At 59.2% G+C, this 17756-nt stretch carries 15 protein-coding genes; 11 read left to right on the top strand and 4 right to left on the bottom strand.

Going from position 1 to position 17756, the window contains the following annotated elements:
• Positions 1-43: 43 nt before the first annotated feature.
• The 8 genes from EDC38_RS15375 to EDC38_RS15340 all read left to right on the top strand — a co-directional run bounded on the left by EDC38_RS15375 (position 44) and on the right by EDC38_RS15340 (position 8581).
• The gene (locus tag EDC38_RS15375) at positions 44-724 is read left to right on the top strand and encodes a c-type cytochrome (protein ID WP_123639423.1); all 681 of its coding nucleotides are present in this window, start codon (positions 44-46) and stop codon (positions 722-724) included.
• A 91-nt stretch (positions 725-815) separates the two neighbouring features.
• Positions 816-1454 carry a thiol:disulfide interchange protein DsbA/DsbL gene (locus EDC38_RS15370; RefSeq protein ID WP_123639422.1) on the top strand — a complete coding sequence of 213 codons (639 nt, stop codon included), beginning with the start codon at positions 816-818 and terminating at the stop codon, positions 1452-1454.
• A gap of 151 nt (positions 1455-1605) precedes the next feature.
• Positions 1606-3183, top strand: coding sequence for a GGDEF domain-containing protein (locus EDC38_RS15365; protein ID WP_123639421.1), 1578 nt, complete (start codon positions 1606-1608; stop codon positions 3181-3183).
• 63 nt (positions 3184-3246) lie between these two features.
• Positions 3247-3894, top strand: coding sequence for a methylamine utilization protein (locus EDC38_RS15360; RefSeq protein WP_123639420.1), 648 nt, complete (start codon positions 3247-3249; stop codon positions 3892-3894).
• 17 nt (positions 3895-3911) lie between these two features.
• Positions 3912-6233, top strand: coding sequence for a putative bifunctional diguanylate cyclase/phosphodiesterase (locus EDC38_RS15355; RefSeq protein WP_123639419.1), 2322 nt, complete (start codon positions 3912-3914; stop codon positions 6231-6233).
• Positions 6230-7090 carry a DUF3034 family protein gene (locus tag EDC38_RS15350; protein ID WP_246004468.1) on the top strand — a complete coding sequence of 287 codons (861 nt, stop codon included), beginning with the start codon at positions 6230-6232 and terminating at the stop codon, positions 7088-7090. Before EDC38_RS15355 ends, EDC38_RS15350 begins: the two co-directional genes overlap by 4 nt.
• Positions 7091-7095: 5 nt before the next feature.
• A complete protein-coding gene (locus tag EDC38_RS15345) occupies positions 7096-7506 on the top strand; it encodes a group I truncated hemoglobin (RefSeq protein WP_170162966.1) in 411 nt (136 codons plus the stop codon).
• A gap of 85 nt (positions 7507-7591) precedes the next feature.
• Positions 7592-8581, top strand: coding sequence for a CobW family GTP-binding protein (locus EDC38_RS15340; RefSeq protein WP_123639417.1), 990 nt, complete (start codon positions 7592-7594; stop codon positions 8579-8581).
• 56 nt (positions 8582-8637) lie between these two features.
• Here EDC38_RS15340 and EDC38_RS15335 read toward each other — a convergent pair whose 3' ends face one another.
• Positions 8638-9258, bottom strand: a complete 621-nt coding sequence (locus EDC38_RS15335) for a DUF3299 domain-containing protein (RefSeq protein ID WP_123639416.1) — start codon at positions 9256-9258, stop codon at positions 8638-8640.
• Positions 9259-9291: 33 nt separating this feature from the next.
• Between EDC38_RS15335 and EDC38_RS15330 the strand changes: the two genes are divergently transcribed.
• From EDC38_RS15330 to EDC38_RS15320, 3 genes are all read left to right on the top strand, one after another.
• On the top strand, positions 9292-10029 hold the full coding sequence (locus EDC38_RS15330; RefSeq protein ID WP_246004467.1) for an ABC transporter ATP-binding protein: 738 nt from the start codon (positions 9292-9294) through the stop codon (positions 10027-10029).
• Position 10030: 1 nt separating this feature from the next.
• The gene (locus EDC38_RS15325; protein ID WP_123639415.1) at positions 10031-11365 is read left to right on the top strand and encodes an ABC transporter permease; all 1335 of its coding nucleotides are present in this window, start codon (positions 10031-10033) and stop codon (positions 11363-11365) included.
• A gap of 111 nt (positions 11366-11476) precedes the next feature.
• Complete coding sequence (locus EDC38_RS15320; protein ID WP_123639414.1) at positions 11477-13891, top strand: acyl-CoA dehydrogenase; 2415 nt, start codon at positions 11477-11479, stop codon at positions 13889-13891.
• Positions 13892-14145: 254 nt separating this feature from the next.
• Here the strand turns inward: EDC38_RS15320 and EDC38_RS15315 are convergent, their stop codons facing one another.
• Genes EDC38_RS15315 through EDC38_RS15305 form a run of 3 tightly spaced genes read right to left on the bottom strand, consistent with a single transcriptional unit; the run spans position 14146 to position 17746 of the window.
• Entirely contained in the window at positions 14146-15393 is a 1248-nt protein-coding gene (locus EDC38_RS15315; protein ID WP_123639413.1) for a carboxylate--amine ligase, read from the bottom strand.
• Entirely contained in the window at positions 15393-16613 is a 1221-nt protein-coding gene (locus EDC38_RS15310; RefSeq protein ID WP_123639412.1) for a GNAT family N-acetyltransferase, read from the bottom strand. The genes EDC38_RS15315 and EDC38_RS15310 overlap by 1 nt, the downstream gene beginning before the upstream one ends.
• Positions 16613-17746, bottom strand: coding sequence for a PrpF domain-containing protein (locus EDC38_RS15305; RefSeq protein WP_123639411.1), 1134 nt, complete (start codon positions 17744-17746; stop codon positions 16613-16615). The genes EDC38_RS15310 and EDC38_RS15305 overlap by 1 nt, the downstream gene beginning before the upstream one ends.
• Positions 17747-17756: the final 10 nt, after the last annotated feature.

The following is a 17756-nucleotide window of genomic DNA, read 5'->3' as shown; positions in this document are numbered from 1 at the left end:
CTGCGGAGCGGGCCCCACAATAAACGAATTGACAGGTTAGCCAATGAAATATTCAGTGAAGCATTTGCTCCTCGCGCTGGGCGCACTGGTTTTGGTTCCGGGCGCAAGCGCCGCCGGTGACCCGGAAGCGGGCTCCGAAAAAGTGGCTGTATGCGCCGCCTGCCACGGTCAGGATGGTAACAGCCCGGCGCCGAGCTTCCCGAAGCTGGCCGATTTGGGGCAGCCCTATCTGTACAAGCAGCTTCAGGACATCCAGGCCTGGGATAATGCCACCGGAGAGGCCAAGGCCACGACTGGCCGTGAGGTGGTGCAGATGACCGGCATGCTCAAGGGCATGAGCGATCAGGATCTGCAGGATATTGCCGCTTACTATGCCAGCCAGAGCATGCAGTTGAGCGGTGCCCAGGAGATGCAGGTGCAGGTGAACTCGGGCGCTGAAGTTGATGCGCTGGCCCTGGGTGAGCAGATTTACCGCGCCGGCAATCCGGAGACCGGTGTGCCGGCCTGCATGGGCTGCCACGCACCGAATGGTCAGGGTAATGAGCCCGGTGCCTTCCCGCGCCTGGGTGGCCAGTACCCTCAGTACATTGAGGCCCAGCTGCGCGCCTTCCGCGCCGGCGACCGTATGAATGATGGTGAGTCGATGATGATGCGTCTGAGCGCCAAAAACCTCAGTGACGCCGAAATCAAGGCGGTGGCGAACTACATCGGCGGCCTGAACTGATTGCACGGCGGGAACTAAACCCGCCGGTTCGGGCTCTGAGTCACGTTGACCGGGCCCGAGCCCTCCGATAATGAATAACGTGGAGCCAACTATGCGCATTGTGTTAGCTGTTCTGGCGATGATGGTATCGCTGACCGCCGTCGCCCAGACCCCCGAGAACGGAACCGACTATAAAGAAGGCGAGCACTACGAGACCCTGGCCGAGCCGGTCCCCACCAGCACCTCGGACAAGATTGAAGTGGTCGAAGTCTTTGCCTATACCTGTGGCCACTGCTACAACTTCGAGCCGCTGATCCGGGCGTGGAAAAAAGAGCAGAAGGATGATGTGGCGGTCGTGCAGACTCCCGCCATGTGGAACGCCACCATGGAGGCCTATGCGCGCGGCTTCTATACCGCAAAGGCCATGGAGCTGCTGGATGAAGTGCATATGGCCGTGTTCACCGCCGTGCATCAGGAAGGCAAACAGTTCCGCAGTGCCGAGCAGTGGGCCGACTTTCTGGAGACCTATGGTGCGGATCGCGAGCGGGTACTGAAAACCTTCAACTCGTTTGGCATCACCAGTCAGGTGCGTCAGGCCGACGCCCGGGTTCGCGGTTACAAGATCACCGGCACCCCGGAAATGGTGGTCGATGGCAAGTACCGGGTCAGCTCCCGGATGACCGGCAGCCACAGTGAGATGCTGCGAGTGGTGGATCACCTGGTTGAACAGATTCGCCAGGGGGCGCTCTGAGTTTCAACGCCTCTGCCTCGATAGACTGACAACGCCCGCTCCCAGAGCGGGCGTTGTCGTTTCCGGGTAAGGAAAAGGTCGTTTTGGCCGACAGTGAGGGCGGGGAGCGGCTATACTGTGTGGGCAGTTTTCAGCGAACGCGGGATTTTTCATGACCCTCCGAACAACGGATGACGATACTTGGCGAGAAAAGTACCTGGATGCTCTGGACGCCCACGACGCGCTTGAGCGTCAGGCCGATGAACAATACCAGCGATTGCGTCGGGCCCTGGTGCAACTGAGCATTATTGCCGATGGGCAGGACCGCCAGTTGGACGAATTGCTGGATGAGTTGCGCAAAACTCTGCGCGGCGACCAGGCGTTGGAGCGTCTGCCCGAGCTGACCGATCGGCTCGACCAGAGCGTCAGAAGTTTTGAGAACCGAAAAGAATCGGCCGATGCCGAGGTCCTCGATGCCTTGACGGCGCTGGTCAAGCAGCTGCAATCCCTGGGACCACCCCGGGAACTCAAGCGCGAACTGAACCATTACCTCAACCGGTTGCCCATGCGCAGCCAGAAGTTCTCCCTCTTCCCGGCCCTGCTCCAGCAGCTTGCGGAACTGCAGCAACAGGCACTGACCCTGACCCGCGAAGCCAAACCCGGCCTGTTGGGACGGCTGCGTGGTGAGCGGGCGGCGGAACCGGGTTCGAGTGAATCCCTGTGCGATGAGATCAATCAGGTGCTCGAAGGTCTGATGAATGCCGTGAATACCGAATACATGGGGCCTGAGACCCTGGAGGGTATGATGGTTCGCCTCAAGCAGGGCATCCCTCTGGACCAGTTGCCGGGTTTTCTCGAGGAGGTGCGGGACCTGATCATGCACTCCTGGCTGGCGGCCAACCGGGTGTTTGCCGGCTACCTCAATTCGGTCAACCGGGAGCTGGCAGACATCGCGTCTCTGATTGATGGTGCGGCCAACCACCAGGCCAGCCAGCGGGCTGCGGGTCGACACTTCTCCGAACAGATGGCCGAGCGCTGTGACTCCCTGGCGGGCAGTGTCGAATCTGCCCGGAATCTGTCGGACCTGAAAAACCAGGTGGCCTCTCAGTTGGGACAGATCCGCGAGAGCCTCAGCCAGTACCAGCGGGCCGAAGCCGACTCGGAGCCGCTCACCGACCAACTGGCCCAGCTTGCCTCCCGGGTCCAGCAGATGGAGCACGAAGCCGAGGAAAATCGGGAGAGTCTCCGTCGCCATCAACACAAGGCACTGCACGATCCCCTCACACAACTGCCCAACCGGGAAGCCTACGACGAGCGTCTGGCCCACGAGGTCAAACGCTGGGAGCGCTATGGCCACCCGTTGGCCCTGGCGGTCTGCGATGTCGATCATTTCAAGCGTATCAATGACCAGTTCGGTCATCAGGCAGGCGACCGGGTGCTCAAGGTGATCAGTAAAGCCATTCGCCGACGCCTGCGGGAGGTGGATTTCTTTGGTCGCTACGGGGGCGAAGAGTTTGTGATTCTGATGCCGGAAACCCGAGCTCAGGACGCCCTGCAGGTCCTGGATGATGTGCGCGGGGCGCTGGCGGATACGGCGTTCAATTACCGCAAAGAGCCCTTGCAGATCACCATCTCGCTGGGCATCTCTGAATTCAGGGAGGGCGATACCGCCGACGAGGTGTTCGGTCGGGCCGATCAGGCGCTCTACGCGGCCAAGGCCGCGGGTCGCAATCAGTGTCAAATCGGCTAGAATGAAGGATTCTGTGCCAGCCAGTCTGTGGTTGGTTGTCGGCTTTTGGCCAATGAGGAAGTTATGACCCTAATTGCACGGGTAGTGGTGGCGCTTGTGGCCTGGTTACCGGCGGCTGTCATCGCCTCATCGCTCACCATTTCGGTGACCGATGGCGGGGGACAGCCACTGGCGGACGCGGTGGTAACCCTCTATGCCGATGATGATCGCCCGAGCACTGAGGCGGCCCCCGAGGCGGTCATGGATCAGCGTGATCGCCAGTTCGTCCCCCAGGTGCTGGCCGTGCGTACCGGTACCCTGGTGCGCTTTCCCAACAGTGACAACATTCGTCATCATGTGTACTCCTTTTCCCCGGCCAAGCGCTTTGAGCTCAGGCTGTACCACGGCACCACCGCCGAGCCGGTGCAGTTTGATCAGCCCGGCAAGGTGGCGCTGGGCTGCAATATTCACGACGCCATGCTCGGCTACATCTATGTGGTGGACAGTGAGCGGTTTGGGGTCACCGGCCCCGATGGGCAATGGACTTTCGACGCGCTGCCGGAGGGCGACCTGGAGGTGCAGATTCAACACCCGCGCCTTGCCGAGCCGTTGACCAGAACTCTCACGATCACTGGAACGTCCCGGAGCGAGACGGTTGCACTGGATGGGTTGCAACCCGACCCCCGTCAGCAAGCGCCACAAACCGATCTCGAGCGGTTGTTTGACCGTTAAGGCCAGGGGCTGATTTGATGCGCACAAGCTACCTCGCCAAAGTCCTGTTACTGCTGCTCGGCCTGGTCCTGCTGGTCGAGCTGTCCTCCTATACCGCCACCCGACTGGTGGTACGCGACACCGTGACCGACAATGCCCGCCTCGAGTTGCAGCGTGGTGGCGAAGTGTTCGCCGAGTTGATCCAGGCCCGGGCGGAACAGTTGTCCCTGTCGGCGGAGGTGCTCACCGACGACTTCGGCTTCAAGGAGGCAGTGGCGGTGGCCGATGCCCCCACCCTGGTGTCCGCCCTGGAGAACCACGCCGCCCGGATCAATGCCGATATCGCTCTGGTAGCCGATCAGCAGGGCGACCTGGTGGCCAGCACCCAGCCTTTATCCGAGGCCAGTTGGAACTATCTACGGCGGTACACCCAGGTACAGGAAGCTCGGACCCAACAGCGCTCCCTGATGATTGATGGCCGCCCTTACCAGTTTGTCATCTCCGATGTACGCGCCCCCTTACCCCTGGGTGTGGCGGGCCTGGGCTTTGAAATCGACAATCGGCTGACGGAAACCCTCAAACGCCTGACCGGTCTGGAAATCTCGTTTGTCAGCCTGGAGGAGGACGGGGCCCGCTATCTGAGCGGCACACTGTCCGGTTCGCAGCGACAGGCACTGCTGGGCTGGTTGAGTGAAAGCTCACCGGCGACCGAAACGGTCATTACCACCGAGCAACACATGACCCTCATGCTGCCGGTGGCGGAGCAACCCACGCCCCTGGCAGCGGTGCTGCAGGTACCCCTGGAGCAGGTCATGGCGCCCTTTGCCCGGCTCAACGGCCAACTGCTGTGGATCGCCCTGGGCTTCTCCATCATTGCCGCGCTGCTGGCGGTATTGCTTGCGCGCAGCGTCACCCAGCCGGTGAGCGCGCTGGCCAACGTGGCCCGCCGTATCGCGGGGGGTTACTACGACACGCCGGTGCCGGTGCGCTCCCGGGATGAGCTCGGGGAGCTGGCCCAGGGATTCACCCGGATGCAGAGCGCCATCGCCGAACGCGAGCAACAGATTCTGTATCAGGCCCGGCACGATCAGCTCACCGGCCTGATCAATCGCAGTCAACTGTTTCCGGAGCTGGAGTCCGCGATAGAAAAAGCCACCTGGTCCGAACAGCGCTTTACCCTGATGGTGCTGGATATTGACAACTTCACCCGGGTGAACGATGCCCTGAGCCCGGAAATGGGCGACCGGGTATTGGCCGAAGTGGGGCGGCGCCTGCTCGATCAGGCCGGCCCGGACGACCGGGTCGCGCGCCTGGGCAGCGATGAATTCGCCCTGATGCTCTGGCAGGTCGGTGAGGACGAGGTGCAGACTCGGGCGGAGGCGTTGCTGGAAGGCTTTGCCGACAATATCCAGTTGGATGATCTGCATCTGGGAGTCGACATCAACCTCGGGGTGGTGCTCTATCCGAACGATGGTGACCAGCCTGAGACGCTCCTGCGCCGAGCCAACCTGGCCCTCAATCAGGGCCGCCTGGAACAACAGCGCGTTTCCCGGTATGAAACGGGCTGGGACGAATCCCATCTGCGCCGGTTGGCGTTGTTTGGTGAATTCCGCCAGGCGCTGGAAGACTCGCAGCTGGACGTCTACTACCAGCCCAAACTCTGGCTGGACGACAGCGGCTCGCTCGGCGCCGAGGCCCTGGTGCGTTGGCGGCACCCGGAGATGGGCATGATCAACCCGGAGGAGTTTGTCGCGGTGGCCGAGAGCACCGGACAGATTGGCCTGCTCACCCGCTGGGTGCTGCGCCGGGCCATCACCCAGGCCGCCAACTGGTCGGTGCCGGCGCATCTGTCGGTCAACCTGTCGGCACTGGATCTGCTCGATGATGACCTGCCCGACTTTGTCGTCGGTCTGCTGAGCGAGACCGAACTACCCCCCGAGCGCTTGTGTCTGGAAATTACCGAGAGTGCCATCATGCGCGAGGCCGACAAGAGCCTGCACAACCTGGAGCGGTTGCGGGCCCAGGGCATCAGCCTGTCGATTGATGACTTCGGCACCGGCTATTCCTCCCTGTCGCAGTTGAAAAAGCTGCCGGTCTCGGAGCTGAAAATCGACAAATCCTTTATTCTCAACCTGGACCAGAGTGAGGATGACCAGTTGATTGTCCGCTCCACCATCGACCTCGGCCACACCCTGGGCCTGACCATCACCGCCGAAGGGGTGGAGAATCAGGCGATCGAGAAGCTTTTGCTGGCCTTGGGTTGTGATCGGGTTCAGGGTTTTTATTACAGCAAACCGCTGCCGCACCGGGACTTCCTCGACTGGTTGTCCGGCGCCGAGCGTCTGGAGGTCAACGCGTGAGAGTTCGCTACTGTGTACTGCTACTGATGGTCCTGTGCGGAACCGCTGGCGCGGACAGCCAGCGTAGCCAGCTGTTGGCCACCGGTGGCGCCACCACCCTGGAAGGGGCCGCCGGCGGCGGGGTTGTACCCATGGCGGTGCTCTCCGGTTACGGTACCCGGGAAGAGCAGGGTGGCACGGTGACCGCCAGCCACGTCAGCACCGGCGAGTATTCGTTGTCGGTGCTCGGGGCGAGCTGGAGCTGGCGCAACCGGGTCGAGCTGTCTCTGGCCGAGCAGCGCCTGAGCCACCAGCCTCTGTCCGAACGATTGGGGGTCGGGCCCTCGAGCATTCGCCAGCGGGTTTTCGGGGCGAAAGTACGCCTCCTGGGTGACCTGATTTACACCCGATGGCCCCAACTGAGTCTCGGCGTTCAACACAAAAAAAATCGGGACTTTTTTGTGCCCTCGGCGGCGGGAGCCCGGGATGATTCGGGCACCGATGTATACCTGAGCGCGACCAAACTGTTGCTCGGCGGCCTGGCCGGTCGAAACCTGCTGCTCAATGCCACCGCCCGGCACAGCAAGGCCAACCAACTGGGGTTGGTGGGCTTTGGCGGCGACCGGAACAACGATGCTGAGTGGTTGGCCGAGGCCTCCGCCGGGGTGTTTATCAGCCGCCATTGGCTCGTGGGTGCCGAGTACCGGCAGAAGCCTGACAATCTGTCTTTTATCCGCGAAGATGACTGGCAGACCGCCTTTGTCGGCTGGTTTCCCAACAAACAGATCTCGGTGGTGGGCGCCTACGTCGATCTGGGTGAAGTGGCCAGCTTTCCCGACCAGACCGGCTGGTATCTGTCCGTCCAGGGGAGTTTCTGATGCGAGTGTCTTTATTAGCGCTGGTGCTTTTCCTGAGCGCCTGCACCTCAACCGGCGGTGACCGAACCCTCTACCAGGCCCTCGGTGGCGCTGAAGGCGTGGATGCCATTGTTTACGACCTGATCGTGCGCATCGCCGACGATGAGCGGGTGGTGGACCGTTTTCACAACGTGGATATCAATCGCTTCAAAAGCGGGCTGGAAACCTATATCTGCAGCGTTTCCAATGGCCCCTGCGAATACACCGGTGATTCCATGCAGGTGGTCCACGCCGGCCACCAGTACACCGATACCGAATTCAATACCATCGTCGAGTTGTTGATCGAGGCCATGGAAGCGCAGGGTGTGGCGACGCCGACCCAGAACCGCCTGCTGGCCCGACTGGCACAGGACTACGAGGATGTGGTCTATCACTGACGGCGGGCCGAACCGGCGATTGCGCTCCGGCCAGAAAGTGTTATAACGTAACATTTTCACGAATAAGCAGGAGCGCGATCACGCCATGACCACCGCAGTGCCCACCAATATCATCACCGGCTTTCTTGGGGTGGGTAAAACTACCGCCATTCAGCACCTGTTGCGCCACAAACCGGCCGGGGAAACCTGGGCGGTGCTGGTCAATGAGTTTGGCGAAGTCGGCATTGACGGTGCCCTGCTACGCGACGGCGGCGCCCGGGTGCGGGAGGTGCCCGGCGGTTGTATCTGCTGCGTGGCGGGACTGCCCATGACCGTGGCGCTCAATCAACTGTTGGGGCGGGAGCGCCCGGACCGGCTGTTGATAGAACCCACTGGCCTGGGACATCCGGCCCAGATCATGTCGACACTGACCGGCCCCTTTTACCAGCAGGTACTGGACGTGCGGGCGACGGTGACGCTGGTGGACCCGCGTAAGCTGGCCGACAGCCGCTACACCGACAACGAACACTTTCAGGATCAGATCGCCATCGCCGATGTACTGATCGCCAACAAACAGGATCTGTGCGCGCAGTCCGATTGGACGCGATGGGAGGCACTGGCGGCTGGAGCGTCACCGCCCAAGGCCTTGGTCGAGCGGGTGCGCCAGGGCGCCATTGATCCCGCCTGGTTGGAATGCCCGCGTTCGGAGCGGCCGTTACACCACCCGCACCTTCACCAGAACAACCCTCTGAAGGCGCCCACCGCGCCAGTGGAAACCCTGGCCTTTTTACCGGACGGCGAAGTCATGGCCCGGCGAGTCAATCAGGGCCAGGGGCATTTCAGCGTGGGCTGGGTGTTCACCCCGGACTGGGAATTCGACTATGACCGCCTGTTCAGTTGGCTCAATGGCTTGAGCGTTGCGCGGGTCAAAGCGGTGATGATTACCGGGGACGGTATATTCAGTTTCAATGGTCAGGACGACGTGGTCAGTGTCAGTGAGCTGGACGAAACCCCGGACAGCCGCATTGAGTTGATTGATGATAAGCCGATTGATGCGGATGACGTTGAGCGCACGTTGAAATCGCTAGTGGCGTAGGGCGTGGTAAGCCGAAGGCGCACCCGCCGTAACCCAAACGTTCAACGCGCACCCAACTATTCGGTGTACTCCACAATCTCCGCCGCATCCATCGAATACACCGACAGCGCCATATCGTTTTCGGTGCGCTCAAGCTTCAGTGTCCCGGACACCCAGAAAGGCGTGTACAGTGCATCGAGTTGGAAACCCTCCGGGTAGCTCACGAAAATGATCTGATTGGGCGGTGGGGGCGGCACATGAATGCAGGCGCCGTAATACGGCACCAGAAAGAACTCGCGGATGTTCATCTCGTCGTCGAACTCCAGCGGCACGATAAACCCAGGCAGGCGGATCTCGGTGTTGTCGAATTCCGGCCGGGTGTTGGTGGACACCAGAGCGTCTTCCCAGGTGCGGCCGCCCTCATTGGCGGTATCGCCCATGGCCTGGGCGATGGCATTTTCGACCTCGCCAGCCAGATCCCGGTCCTGAGGGCGAAGCGACTGGTTTGCGGGGTCTTCCGCCAGCTCCTCATCGCTCAGGTCGCCGTGATCGACGGTGGGCATGGATTCGAGCAGGCGCAGGTCCTCCTCTGGCATCAAGTCGGTCCACTCGATGGTTTTCGGGGAATCCGCGAACGAATTGAGAGTCCATAGGACTCCGAATATCAATGCCGCGCTCAGGTACAGGGGACGACGCATCTTCTAACAACTCCAACAACAGCTTTCAGGATTATGGACACTGACCACAAAAACACCCCAATGACTCCGGCCATCGCCCTGCGTGATGTGCAATTTGCCTGGCCCGGCCAAAGCGCGCCCGTACTGGATATTCCGGACTTCAGTCTGGCGCCCGGTGAGCGCCTGTTTCTGTACGGTCCCTCCGGCGCGGGTAAAACCAGCCTGCTCAACCTGCTGGCGGGTATTGTCCTGCCGCAACGGGGCGAGGTGACCCTGCTCGGGCAGTCAATGGCCGCGCTTAGCGGTCGCCAACGGGACCGATTCCGGGCCCGACACATCGGGGTGGTGTTTCAACAGTTTAACCTGATTCCCTACCTGACCGTGTTGGCCAATGTGTGTCTGGCCGCGCATTTCGCCCGCCGCACACCGGAGGACGGCACCCCGGCGACCCCATCGGACGTCCGTAATCACGCCCGGGAACTGCTTTGTGCCCTGGGTTTACCCCTGGAAATCGCGGAACAGCCGGCCAGCAACCTGAGTGTCGGACAACAGCAGCGGGTGGCCGTTGCCCGGGCCCTGATTACCCGTCCGGAGATTCTGCTTGCCGACGAACCCAGCTCGGCTCTGGACAGTGACCACCGGGACGCCTTTATGGAGGTGATGCTCCGCCAGGTGGCTGAAACCGGCAGCACCCTGATATTTGTCAGCCACGATCGCTCCCTGGCGACCGCGTTCGACCACCAGCAGGATCTGCGCGAGCTGTCCCGGGTATCCGTCGGGGAGGAGCTTTGAGATGTTGACTCAGATTGCCCGAGCCAGTCTCTGGAACCGTCGTACCACCGTGGCATTGACGCTATTGGCCCTGAGTATCGGTGTTGCGCTGCTTCTGGGGATCGATCATTTGCGCCATCAGGCCAAGGACAGCTTCCGGCAGACCCTCTCTGGCACCGATCTGATTGTGGGGCCACGAGGAGGCCAGACCAACCTGCTGCTCTATTCGGTGTTCCAGATGGGGCAACCCAGCACCAGCTTGAGCCCGGACGCGTATGAGCGCCTAGCGCACCACCCGATGGTGGACTGGGCGGTGCCGATCGCTCTGGGCGACGCGGTCCAGGGCTTCCCGGTGTTTGCGACTCACTGGTCCTACTTTGAGCGTTACCGCTATGGCCAGGACCAGCCTCTGGTGTTTGCCGAGGGCCGGCCTTTTGCCGCCCACAGCGATGATCAAGTGGTCCTGGGCGCCGCGGCCGCCCGCGAGCTGGGTTACGGGCTAGGGGATTCGCTGGTGGTGGCCCACGGCAGTGCCGGGGTGAGCTTCACCCACCACGATGATCATCCCATGACCGTGGTGGGCATTCTTGAACCCACCGGTACGCCCGCGGATCGGCGGGTGCATATGACATTGCTTGCCATGGAAGGCTTACATGGGGGTGAGTCATCGGATGCACACGATGATCACGGCCATGCCGAGCATGGAACGGCCGGGCACGACGACCATGACCATGGGGGTCATGCCCATCATGATCATCATCAGCAGCACTCCGAGGCACCCGACCAGTCGATGGAGCCGGTGCCGGGCAATATCAATGCGGTGCTTCTGGGCCTTAAAAGCCGGCCCATGGTCTTCGCCCTTCAGCGGGAACTGAACACCACCCGGAATGAGCCCATGACCGCGATCCTCCCCGGCGTGGCGCTGACCGAGCTCTGGCAGCTGCTGGCGGTGGCGGAGAACCTGCTGTATCTGATCAGCTTCCTGGTGTTGCTGGCGACGCTGGCGGGGATGATGACCATGCTGCTGGCGTCCATGGGGGAGCGGCGAAGGGAGCTGGCGATACTGCGCACGGTCGGTGCCAGCGGCCTGACCCTGGTGCTGCTGATCGAGCTGGAGGTTGCTCTGATCACTCTGCTCAGTCTGGTGTTCGGAACCCTGTTGCTGATGGCGGGATTGGCGCTCGCCCAGCCCTGGCTGGCCAGTGAATTCGGCTTGTTTATCGCGATTAATCCGATGAGCGCACAGACCGCGTATCTAATGCTGGGCATACTGGGGCTGGCCCTGGTGATGGGGCTGGTGCCGGCGCTGGCGGCTTATCGGCGCGCCCTGGCGGCGGGGTTGAACCCCCGCCAGTAAGCCCGCCCGGCCAGACACAAAATTGTCCCCAAGGGGATCGCAAATTACGCTATTGTTAGGACTGTGTGGGCCGGAGTTCGAGCCCGACGTTGGAGAATAAGGGAGAAGGTTATGGTTTTGCTGTCCATTGTAGTGCTGTTGGTGGTTATCGGTGTGGTCATTTACCGGCGCATTCCGCTGCCGTTGGGCTCCGCTGCGGTGGCCCTGACCTGGTATCTGCTGGGGTATCTGACTCCGGCCTTCTGGTCTCTGTGGCTTGTGGTACCACTGGCGGCGGTTCTCCTGATTCTCAACGTTCCGGCGCTGCGCCGGCCCCTGTTGTCCAAGCCGGTGTTCCAGGTGCTGGGCAAAGCCATGCCGAGCATGAGCACCACCGAGCGCGAAGCGCTGGAGGCGGGCACCACCTGGTGGGAAAAAGACCTGTTCAGCGGCCGGCCCGACTGGCACGAGTTCGCGCAGATCGGTTTGCCCCAGCTGACCCAGGAAGAGCAAAGCTTCCTCGATAATGAAGTGGAAGAGCTCTGCGGCATGCTCGATGAGTTCGACATCCACCATCATCGTAAAGATCTGCCGGAAGAAGCCTGGCAGTTCCTGAAAGACAAGGGCTTCCTGGGCCTGATCATTCCCAAGGAGTTTGGTGGTAAGGACTTTGGCCCCTACGCCCAGAGCCGGATCATGAGCAAGATCGCCAGCCGCTCCGGCACCACCGCCGTGACCGCCATGGTGCCCAACTCCCTGGGCCCCGGTGAGCTGTTGATGAAATACGGCACCGACGAACAGAAACAACGCTGGCTCCCCGGGCTGGCCAACGGGACCGAAATCCCCTGCTTTGGCCTGACAGGGCCGGAAGCGGGCTCCGATGCCGGCTCCATTCCCGATGTGGGGATCGTCTGCAAAGGCGAGTTTGAAGGCCAGGAAGTGCTGGGTCTCAAGCTGACTTTCAGCAAGCGCTGGATCACCCTAGCGCCGGTGGCCACTGTGGTGGGCCTGGCGTTCAAACTGCACGATCCCGACGGCCTGCTGGGTGATTCCAGTAAATCCGACTACGGCATTACCTGTGCCCTTTTGCCCGCCAACCATCCGGGTGTGGAGATCGGCAAGCGCCACCATCCGGGCTCGCCCTTTATGAACGGTCCGATCAAAGGCCAGGACGTGTTCATTCCCGTGGACTGGATCATTGGTGGCGCGCCCATGGCTGGCAAGGGTTGGCGGATGCTGATTGAGTGTCTCGGTGCCGGGCGCGGCATCTCGCTGCCGGCGTTGGCAACCGCCAGCGGGGAAATGCTCTATCGTACCGTGGGGGCCTACGCCCGCATCCGTCGCCAGTTCAATACCGAAGTGGGCAAGTTTGAAGGGGTGCAGGAAGCGACGGCGGACATTGCCAGTTGCGCCTACACCATGGAAGCCTTCCGTCAAATGGTGACCAAAGGGCTGGAAACCGGTTCGCCTTCCGTCATGACCGCCATGGCCAAGTACCATGCCACCGAAATGATGCGCCGGGTGGTCAACCACAGCATGGACGTGGTGGGTGGTCGCGCCATCCAGCACGGCCCGCGCAACTTCCTGGCGTTGCCCTACCAGAGCGTGCCGGTGGCCATCACCGTTGAGGGGGCAAACATTCTGACCCGCTCGCTGATGATCTTCGGCCAGGGCGCCATGCGCTGTCACCCCTACCTGTTCGATGAGCTTCAGGCCATTCAGGCCAGTGATCAGGAACAGGGGCTGAAAGATTTCGACAAGCTGTTTATCCGCCACATGGGGCATCTGTTCAGCAACCTGTTGCGGGTCAAACTTTTTGGGATTACCCGCGCCCGATTCAGCGGGGTGCCGGAGAATGCCAACGAATTCAGTCGCCGCTGGTACCAGCGCATCAACCTGCTGAGTGCCGGCCTCGCGGTCACCTCGGATATGGCCCTGGGCATTCTCGGTGGCGACCTGAAGCGCCGGGAACTGTTGTCCGCCCGACTGGGTGATGTGCACAGCCAACTGTTTATCGCCTGTGCCATTCTGAAGTTCCACTCCGCCCATGCCCGCACCGATGAGGAGGATGCGCACGCGGAATACGCACTGCGTTACGCCCTCTACACCGCTCAGGAAGCGCTGTACGATTTTTATCGCAACTTCCCGAAGCGCACCATGGCCTGCGCACTCAAGTGGATGGTATTCCCCCTCGGCCGGGTGCTCACCAAGCCCGACGACAACGCCATCCGCACGCTCGGCGGCTTGATCCTGGAAGACAACCCGGTGCGCAAAGCCTTCCGCCCGTTTGTGTATGAAAACGATAAGGCCGACGACCCCATTGGCCGGGTGGAAACCACCTACCAGATGTTGCTGTCACTGGAGCCCACCTGGAGCACCTTTGTTCGCGCCCAGGCGAAAGGGGAGCTGACCGGGGAAACACTGGATGAGCGACTGGATGATGCCGCCGCGAAAGGCCTGATCCGCAACGAGGATATCGCCCGGCTCAAAGAGTACGATGCAAAACGCTACGATTGCCTGCTGACCGACGCGTTCGATAAGCTGTAGAAAGACGACGAAAGGTTTCTTCTGGTGGCGGATGCGCGCTTGCGCGCTCCGATGCGTCGGACCGATCCGCCCTACGGGGAGGCTCGCAAGGTTTGCGTAGGGCGGATAAGCGCAGCGCATCCGCCGCATCGGAGTGCGCATCCGCCGTTAATTAGGTTCCCCAAAACAAAAAAGCCCGAGCTACGTAGGTCGGATTAGGCCAACGGCCATAATCCGACTTTTACCACCGCGCTCGATATCGGATTACGTTTCGCCTATCCTGCTGAGTGGACCGGCCGAAGGCGTCGTGTGACGCGCCGGGTTACTCGTTTACCAGCGGACATCAACGCTCTGCCCACCGACACAAAAAACGGTTTTGGATCGTCCAGACACCAATACTGAAAGACGTTTCGCCCCAGCAGGGAACGAAGCCACGCCCAGGTACTCCAGTCCCCGTGTTTGCGATAGTCGAAAAACGCCCGGATATCGTGACTGAAGAACACATAGTTGACACCCTCCTTCTGTCGGGGACGAGGTGGCAGATCCATTCCGAGCGTTTCCAGGCATGCCAAGTAAGGCAGGTTCACTCCACAACGTTCTGCCAACAGGTTCCAGGAACTGGCGCGAGGGTTTATCTCAAGCAGCTTGAACTCTCCCGTGCGACTGTCTTGCTTGAATTGCAGGAGCGCCATGCCGGTGTAGTGAAGTTTTCGTAGAATATCGATACCAGAAGATACGATGTCTGGCACGTAAACGCTGCGAACAAAGCAGCCAATGCCGGCGTATGTGGGGTAGGTCCGAATCTTTTGGCCAGTAAAATACGCCACGGGTTGGCCCTGACGGTCCATATAGATGTGAAGCGAATAAAGTCGATCATCCCTGCCGGGAATATAATCCTGAATTGCCATGTCTTTATTCAGAGGGGCTATGGCTCTGTATCGATCAATCAAGGCTTCCGGTGTGTCAATGACTAACGCTTTCTTTTCATCCACGATACGCTGTATCTCGGGTTGACTCCATGTTTGGGGTACGAGTGGCTTGAGAATGGTTGGATAACTGATTGAGTGGGAAAGCTCTATCAGCTCATCGAAGTCGTTTGGTGCGTGGGTGTGAGGGATCGGAAAGTTCAGGTGCTTGGCAAACTCGAAAAATTTTCCTTTATCAAGGCAGGTGTCAATAAGCTCCCGAGTAGATAAGAACAGATGGAAGTGAGGTTCCAGCTTATCTCTGAGGTTAGATAATACCGTCAAATCCGGATCAGCAGTGGGGAAGATGATGGGCTTATGCGCTTCGCTTTCAGCAATCTTCATAAGACACGCCAGTGCAGAGTCCGGGTTCTGGGTAAACCCGGGCTCATGGATCATCCGCACGGCGTAGCGGGAGTACTGGGCGATACTGGAGGCGTATTCGGAAAGAAGAATGACTGAAACGCCCGTTCGCCCCAGCGCTCTAACGACGCCAAGATCTCCCTGGGAACCTCCCATACAGGAGGTGACTATGACTTTGTTGGGAAATGTGGTCATTACTGCCCCCTGAAGCTCATTATTGATTTCAGCTGACGGCTGTACCGCCTGGTGATTCTAAGCAAATTTCGTATTGCTGATAGTAGGTTAGTGAAAATGAGTAATGGTCGGCTGAACAGACAGTAGCCGTTCACTATATGGGCCCGATCGGGCCAGAATTTTTCAATATAGGAATCATGGGATGAGCCGCTATCGACATAGTGAATGGAGTTTCTGTTTCGATCCAGATAGTGCAAAAATTCGTACTCATTCAACATGCCAGGACTGAAGGATCGGAAATCGACATCCCAGGATACCTTGAAGGCGAATACCCTGTTATCTATACGGAAGTTACAGGTAGACGCGATGATTAACTCGTCAATGAGTATTTCAGTGAAAAATATCCGGCTTTCCCCGGAGAAGTTGTAGACCATTTCACGAAAGAAGGCCTCTTCACTTGGGGAGGATCGGATCGATGTATTTTTTTCACCCTTCCAGCCCTTGTTCTCAAGATCAAGAAATGCCTCAACAGTATCTTCCGTAATGTCTGATCCTTCGACAATTCGCCAGTGATAGACTCCTTTTTTCCTGAACTTTCGCTTGCATCGTTCCAGGTCCTTGACTTTCTTATGGTCCAGTGCGCCGACCAGAGAGCGTGTCGTGGACCGAAGGTCAATGACGGCCCTTCGGTAGGAATCGTGTAGATAGACTCCCGAAAAAAGCGTGTTTGACAGGTGGTGGTAGACGTTGGAGCTTATGTACAAGTCATCAATATACAACGCTTTATACTTTGATCTACTTGATCGAAAGTAATAAATAATCGTATCAAATACTTCTTTCTGATGCGTCTTACTGATCAAAACGCCACCAATAAAAGAGTGGGGGGACTTGAACAGCGCATAATGGCGAAATGGAAACCGCAGGTTTGCGGATCGTTCGGTAATAACTAAAATTCCTCTCAAACAATACTCTGGGTCACTGATTGCAACCATGAGGAGTGATGTCGGGTTGCTCAGGTGCCGCGCCGCCGGGATGATAAAGTCAGCGGATAAGTAAGGGTTTGGCTCAGAGGCGTTGGCTTCCAGCGTTTTCCAGCGATCAATCATGGATGAATCAATGTCCGCCAGCTGTGTGATCGACACCAGGTAACCGTTGGGGGATCTCAGGTCCGAAGCGGTATCGGACCTGATCTCTGGAGTGGCTCTCAAGTTCTCCGATGGATGCGACGGATGCATGTTCATCAAGAATATCCTGAATGGTCAGGAATGAATGCGGTTCCTCGCATGAGGATGCGCGCAGTTCGGGAAACTGAAGCGCTGGATATTCGTATCTCTTTAAGCTTCTGTTCGAAATCCACGGTCGTGCACATCGTTCCACTGGGGTGCCTGATTCTAATTCTGGCAGGGGAGGGGCCCGACGGGCAGAAGTTGTGAGCGATCGTTTCGGGAATGACGGTAGCGGTGGAAAGACAGATTGCCCCTGAAACGGCAAACGCTTTGTGAACATTGAAGGGGTTTATGACTTTCGCAACAATATCCGCTTCAGTGTCTTTCGCATCGGGTGCCGCCAGCACGGCAATCTTCAGATCTTTTTTGTTCAGTAATCGGGAGCTAGAATCAACGCCGGGTTGATCACGCTCTTTCTCATTGAATGCTTCGACCACTCGGTCTCGAACGACATCGGCACATGCTTTAAAAGTCATGTTGCAGTCAAGTTCGGCGGGCGTTTCATGTCCGGTAATTCCCAGATCTTCTGCCATGAAAAAGGCATAGAGAGTTCCGGAGTCGATGAGTGAGTAACTCAGTCTTTGACCGTCACTCAGGGTGATCACAGACAGTGGTTCATCCATGGGAAGTAATTTTCCGGTTACCGCCCCGGCCGGATCGATAAAGTTCAGCCTGACCTCGGGTCCGCTTCCCGGAACACCATGGATAGTGTAGCTTCCGTATAAATCCGGGATTCCGTGAGCACTTGGAATTGAGGCTATGATCGTTTTTCCATTGTTCCTGGAATAGATGGCAATGGCGGTTTCGGGAGACGTTGTGTTGACCATTCCTTCCGTGATGGCAAAATAACCGACCCCCGCAGCCAGGTTCCCACACATGATGCTGTTGTTCAGCGTACCCTCTGAAATTCCCACCTCAATGGACTCATACTCAACATTGATGCCGGGTCGACTCGATGGACAAACCAGAGCCAGCTTGCTGGTCAGGGGGTCTGCACCGCCCAAACCGTCAATCTGACGACCATGTGGGCTTCCGAACAGCTGTAAAATCTGCTGCTTTCTGACGATCGGATCTATTGCTAGATCTCCGTCCTGAACGAAAATACCCTTGGATGTTCCGCCCCGAATGATTGAACAAGACAGCTCCATGGGATGCCCT

The sequence above is a fragment of the Marinimicrobium koreense genome (genome assembly GCF_003762925.1).
In the GTDB taxonomy this organism is placed as follows: Bacteria; Pseudomonadota; Gammaproteobacteria; order Pseudomonadales; family Cellvibrionaceae; genus Marinimicrobium; species Marinimicrobium koreense.
Note: the sequence above shows the minus strand (reverse complement) of the source record. Positions and strands in the feature narration are given on the sequence as shown.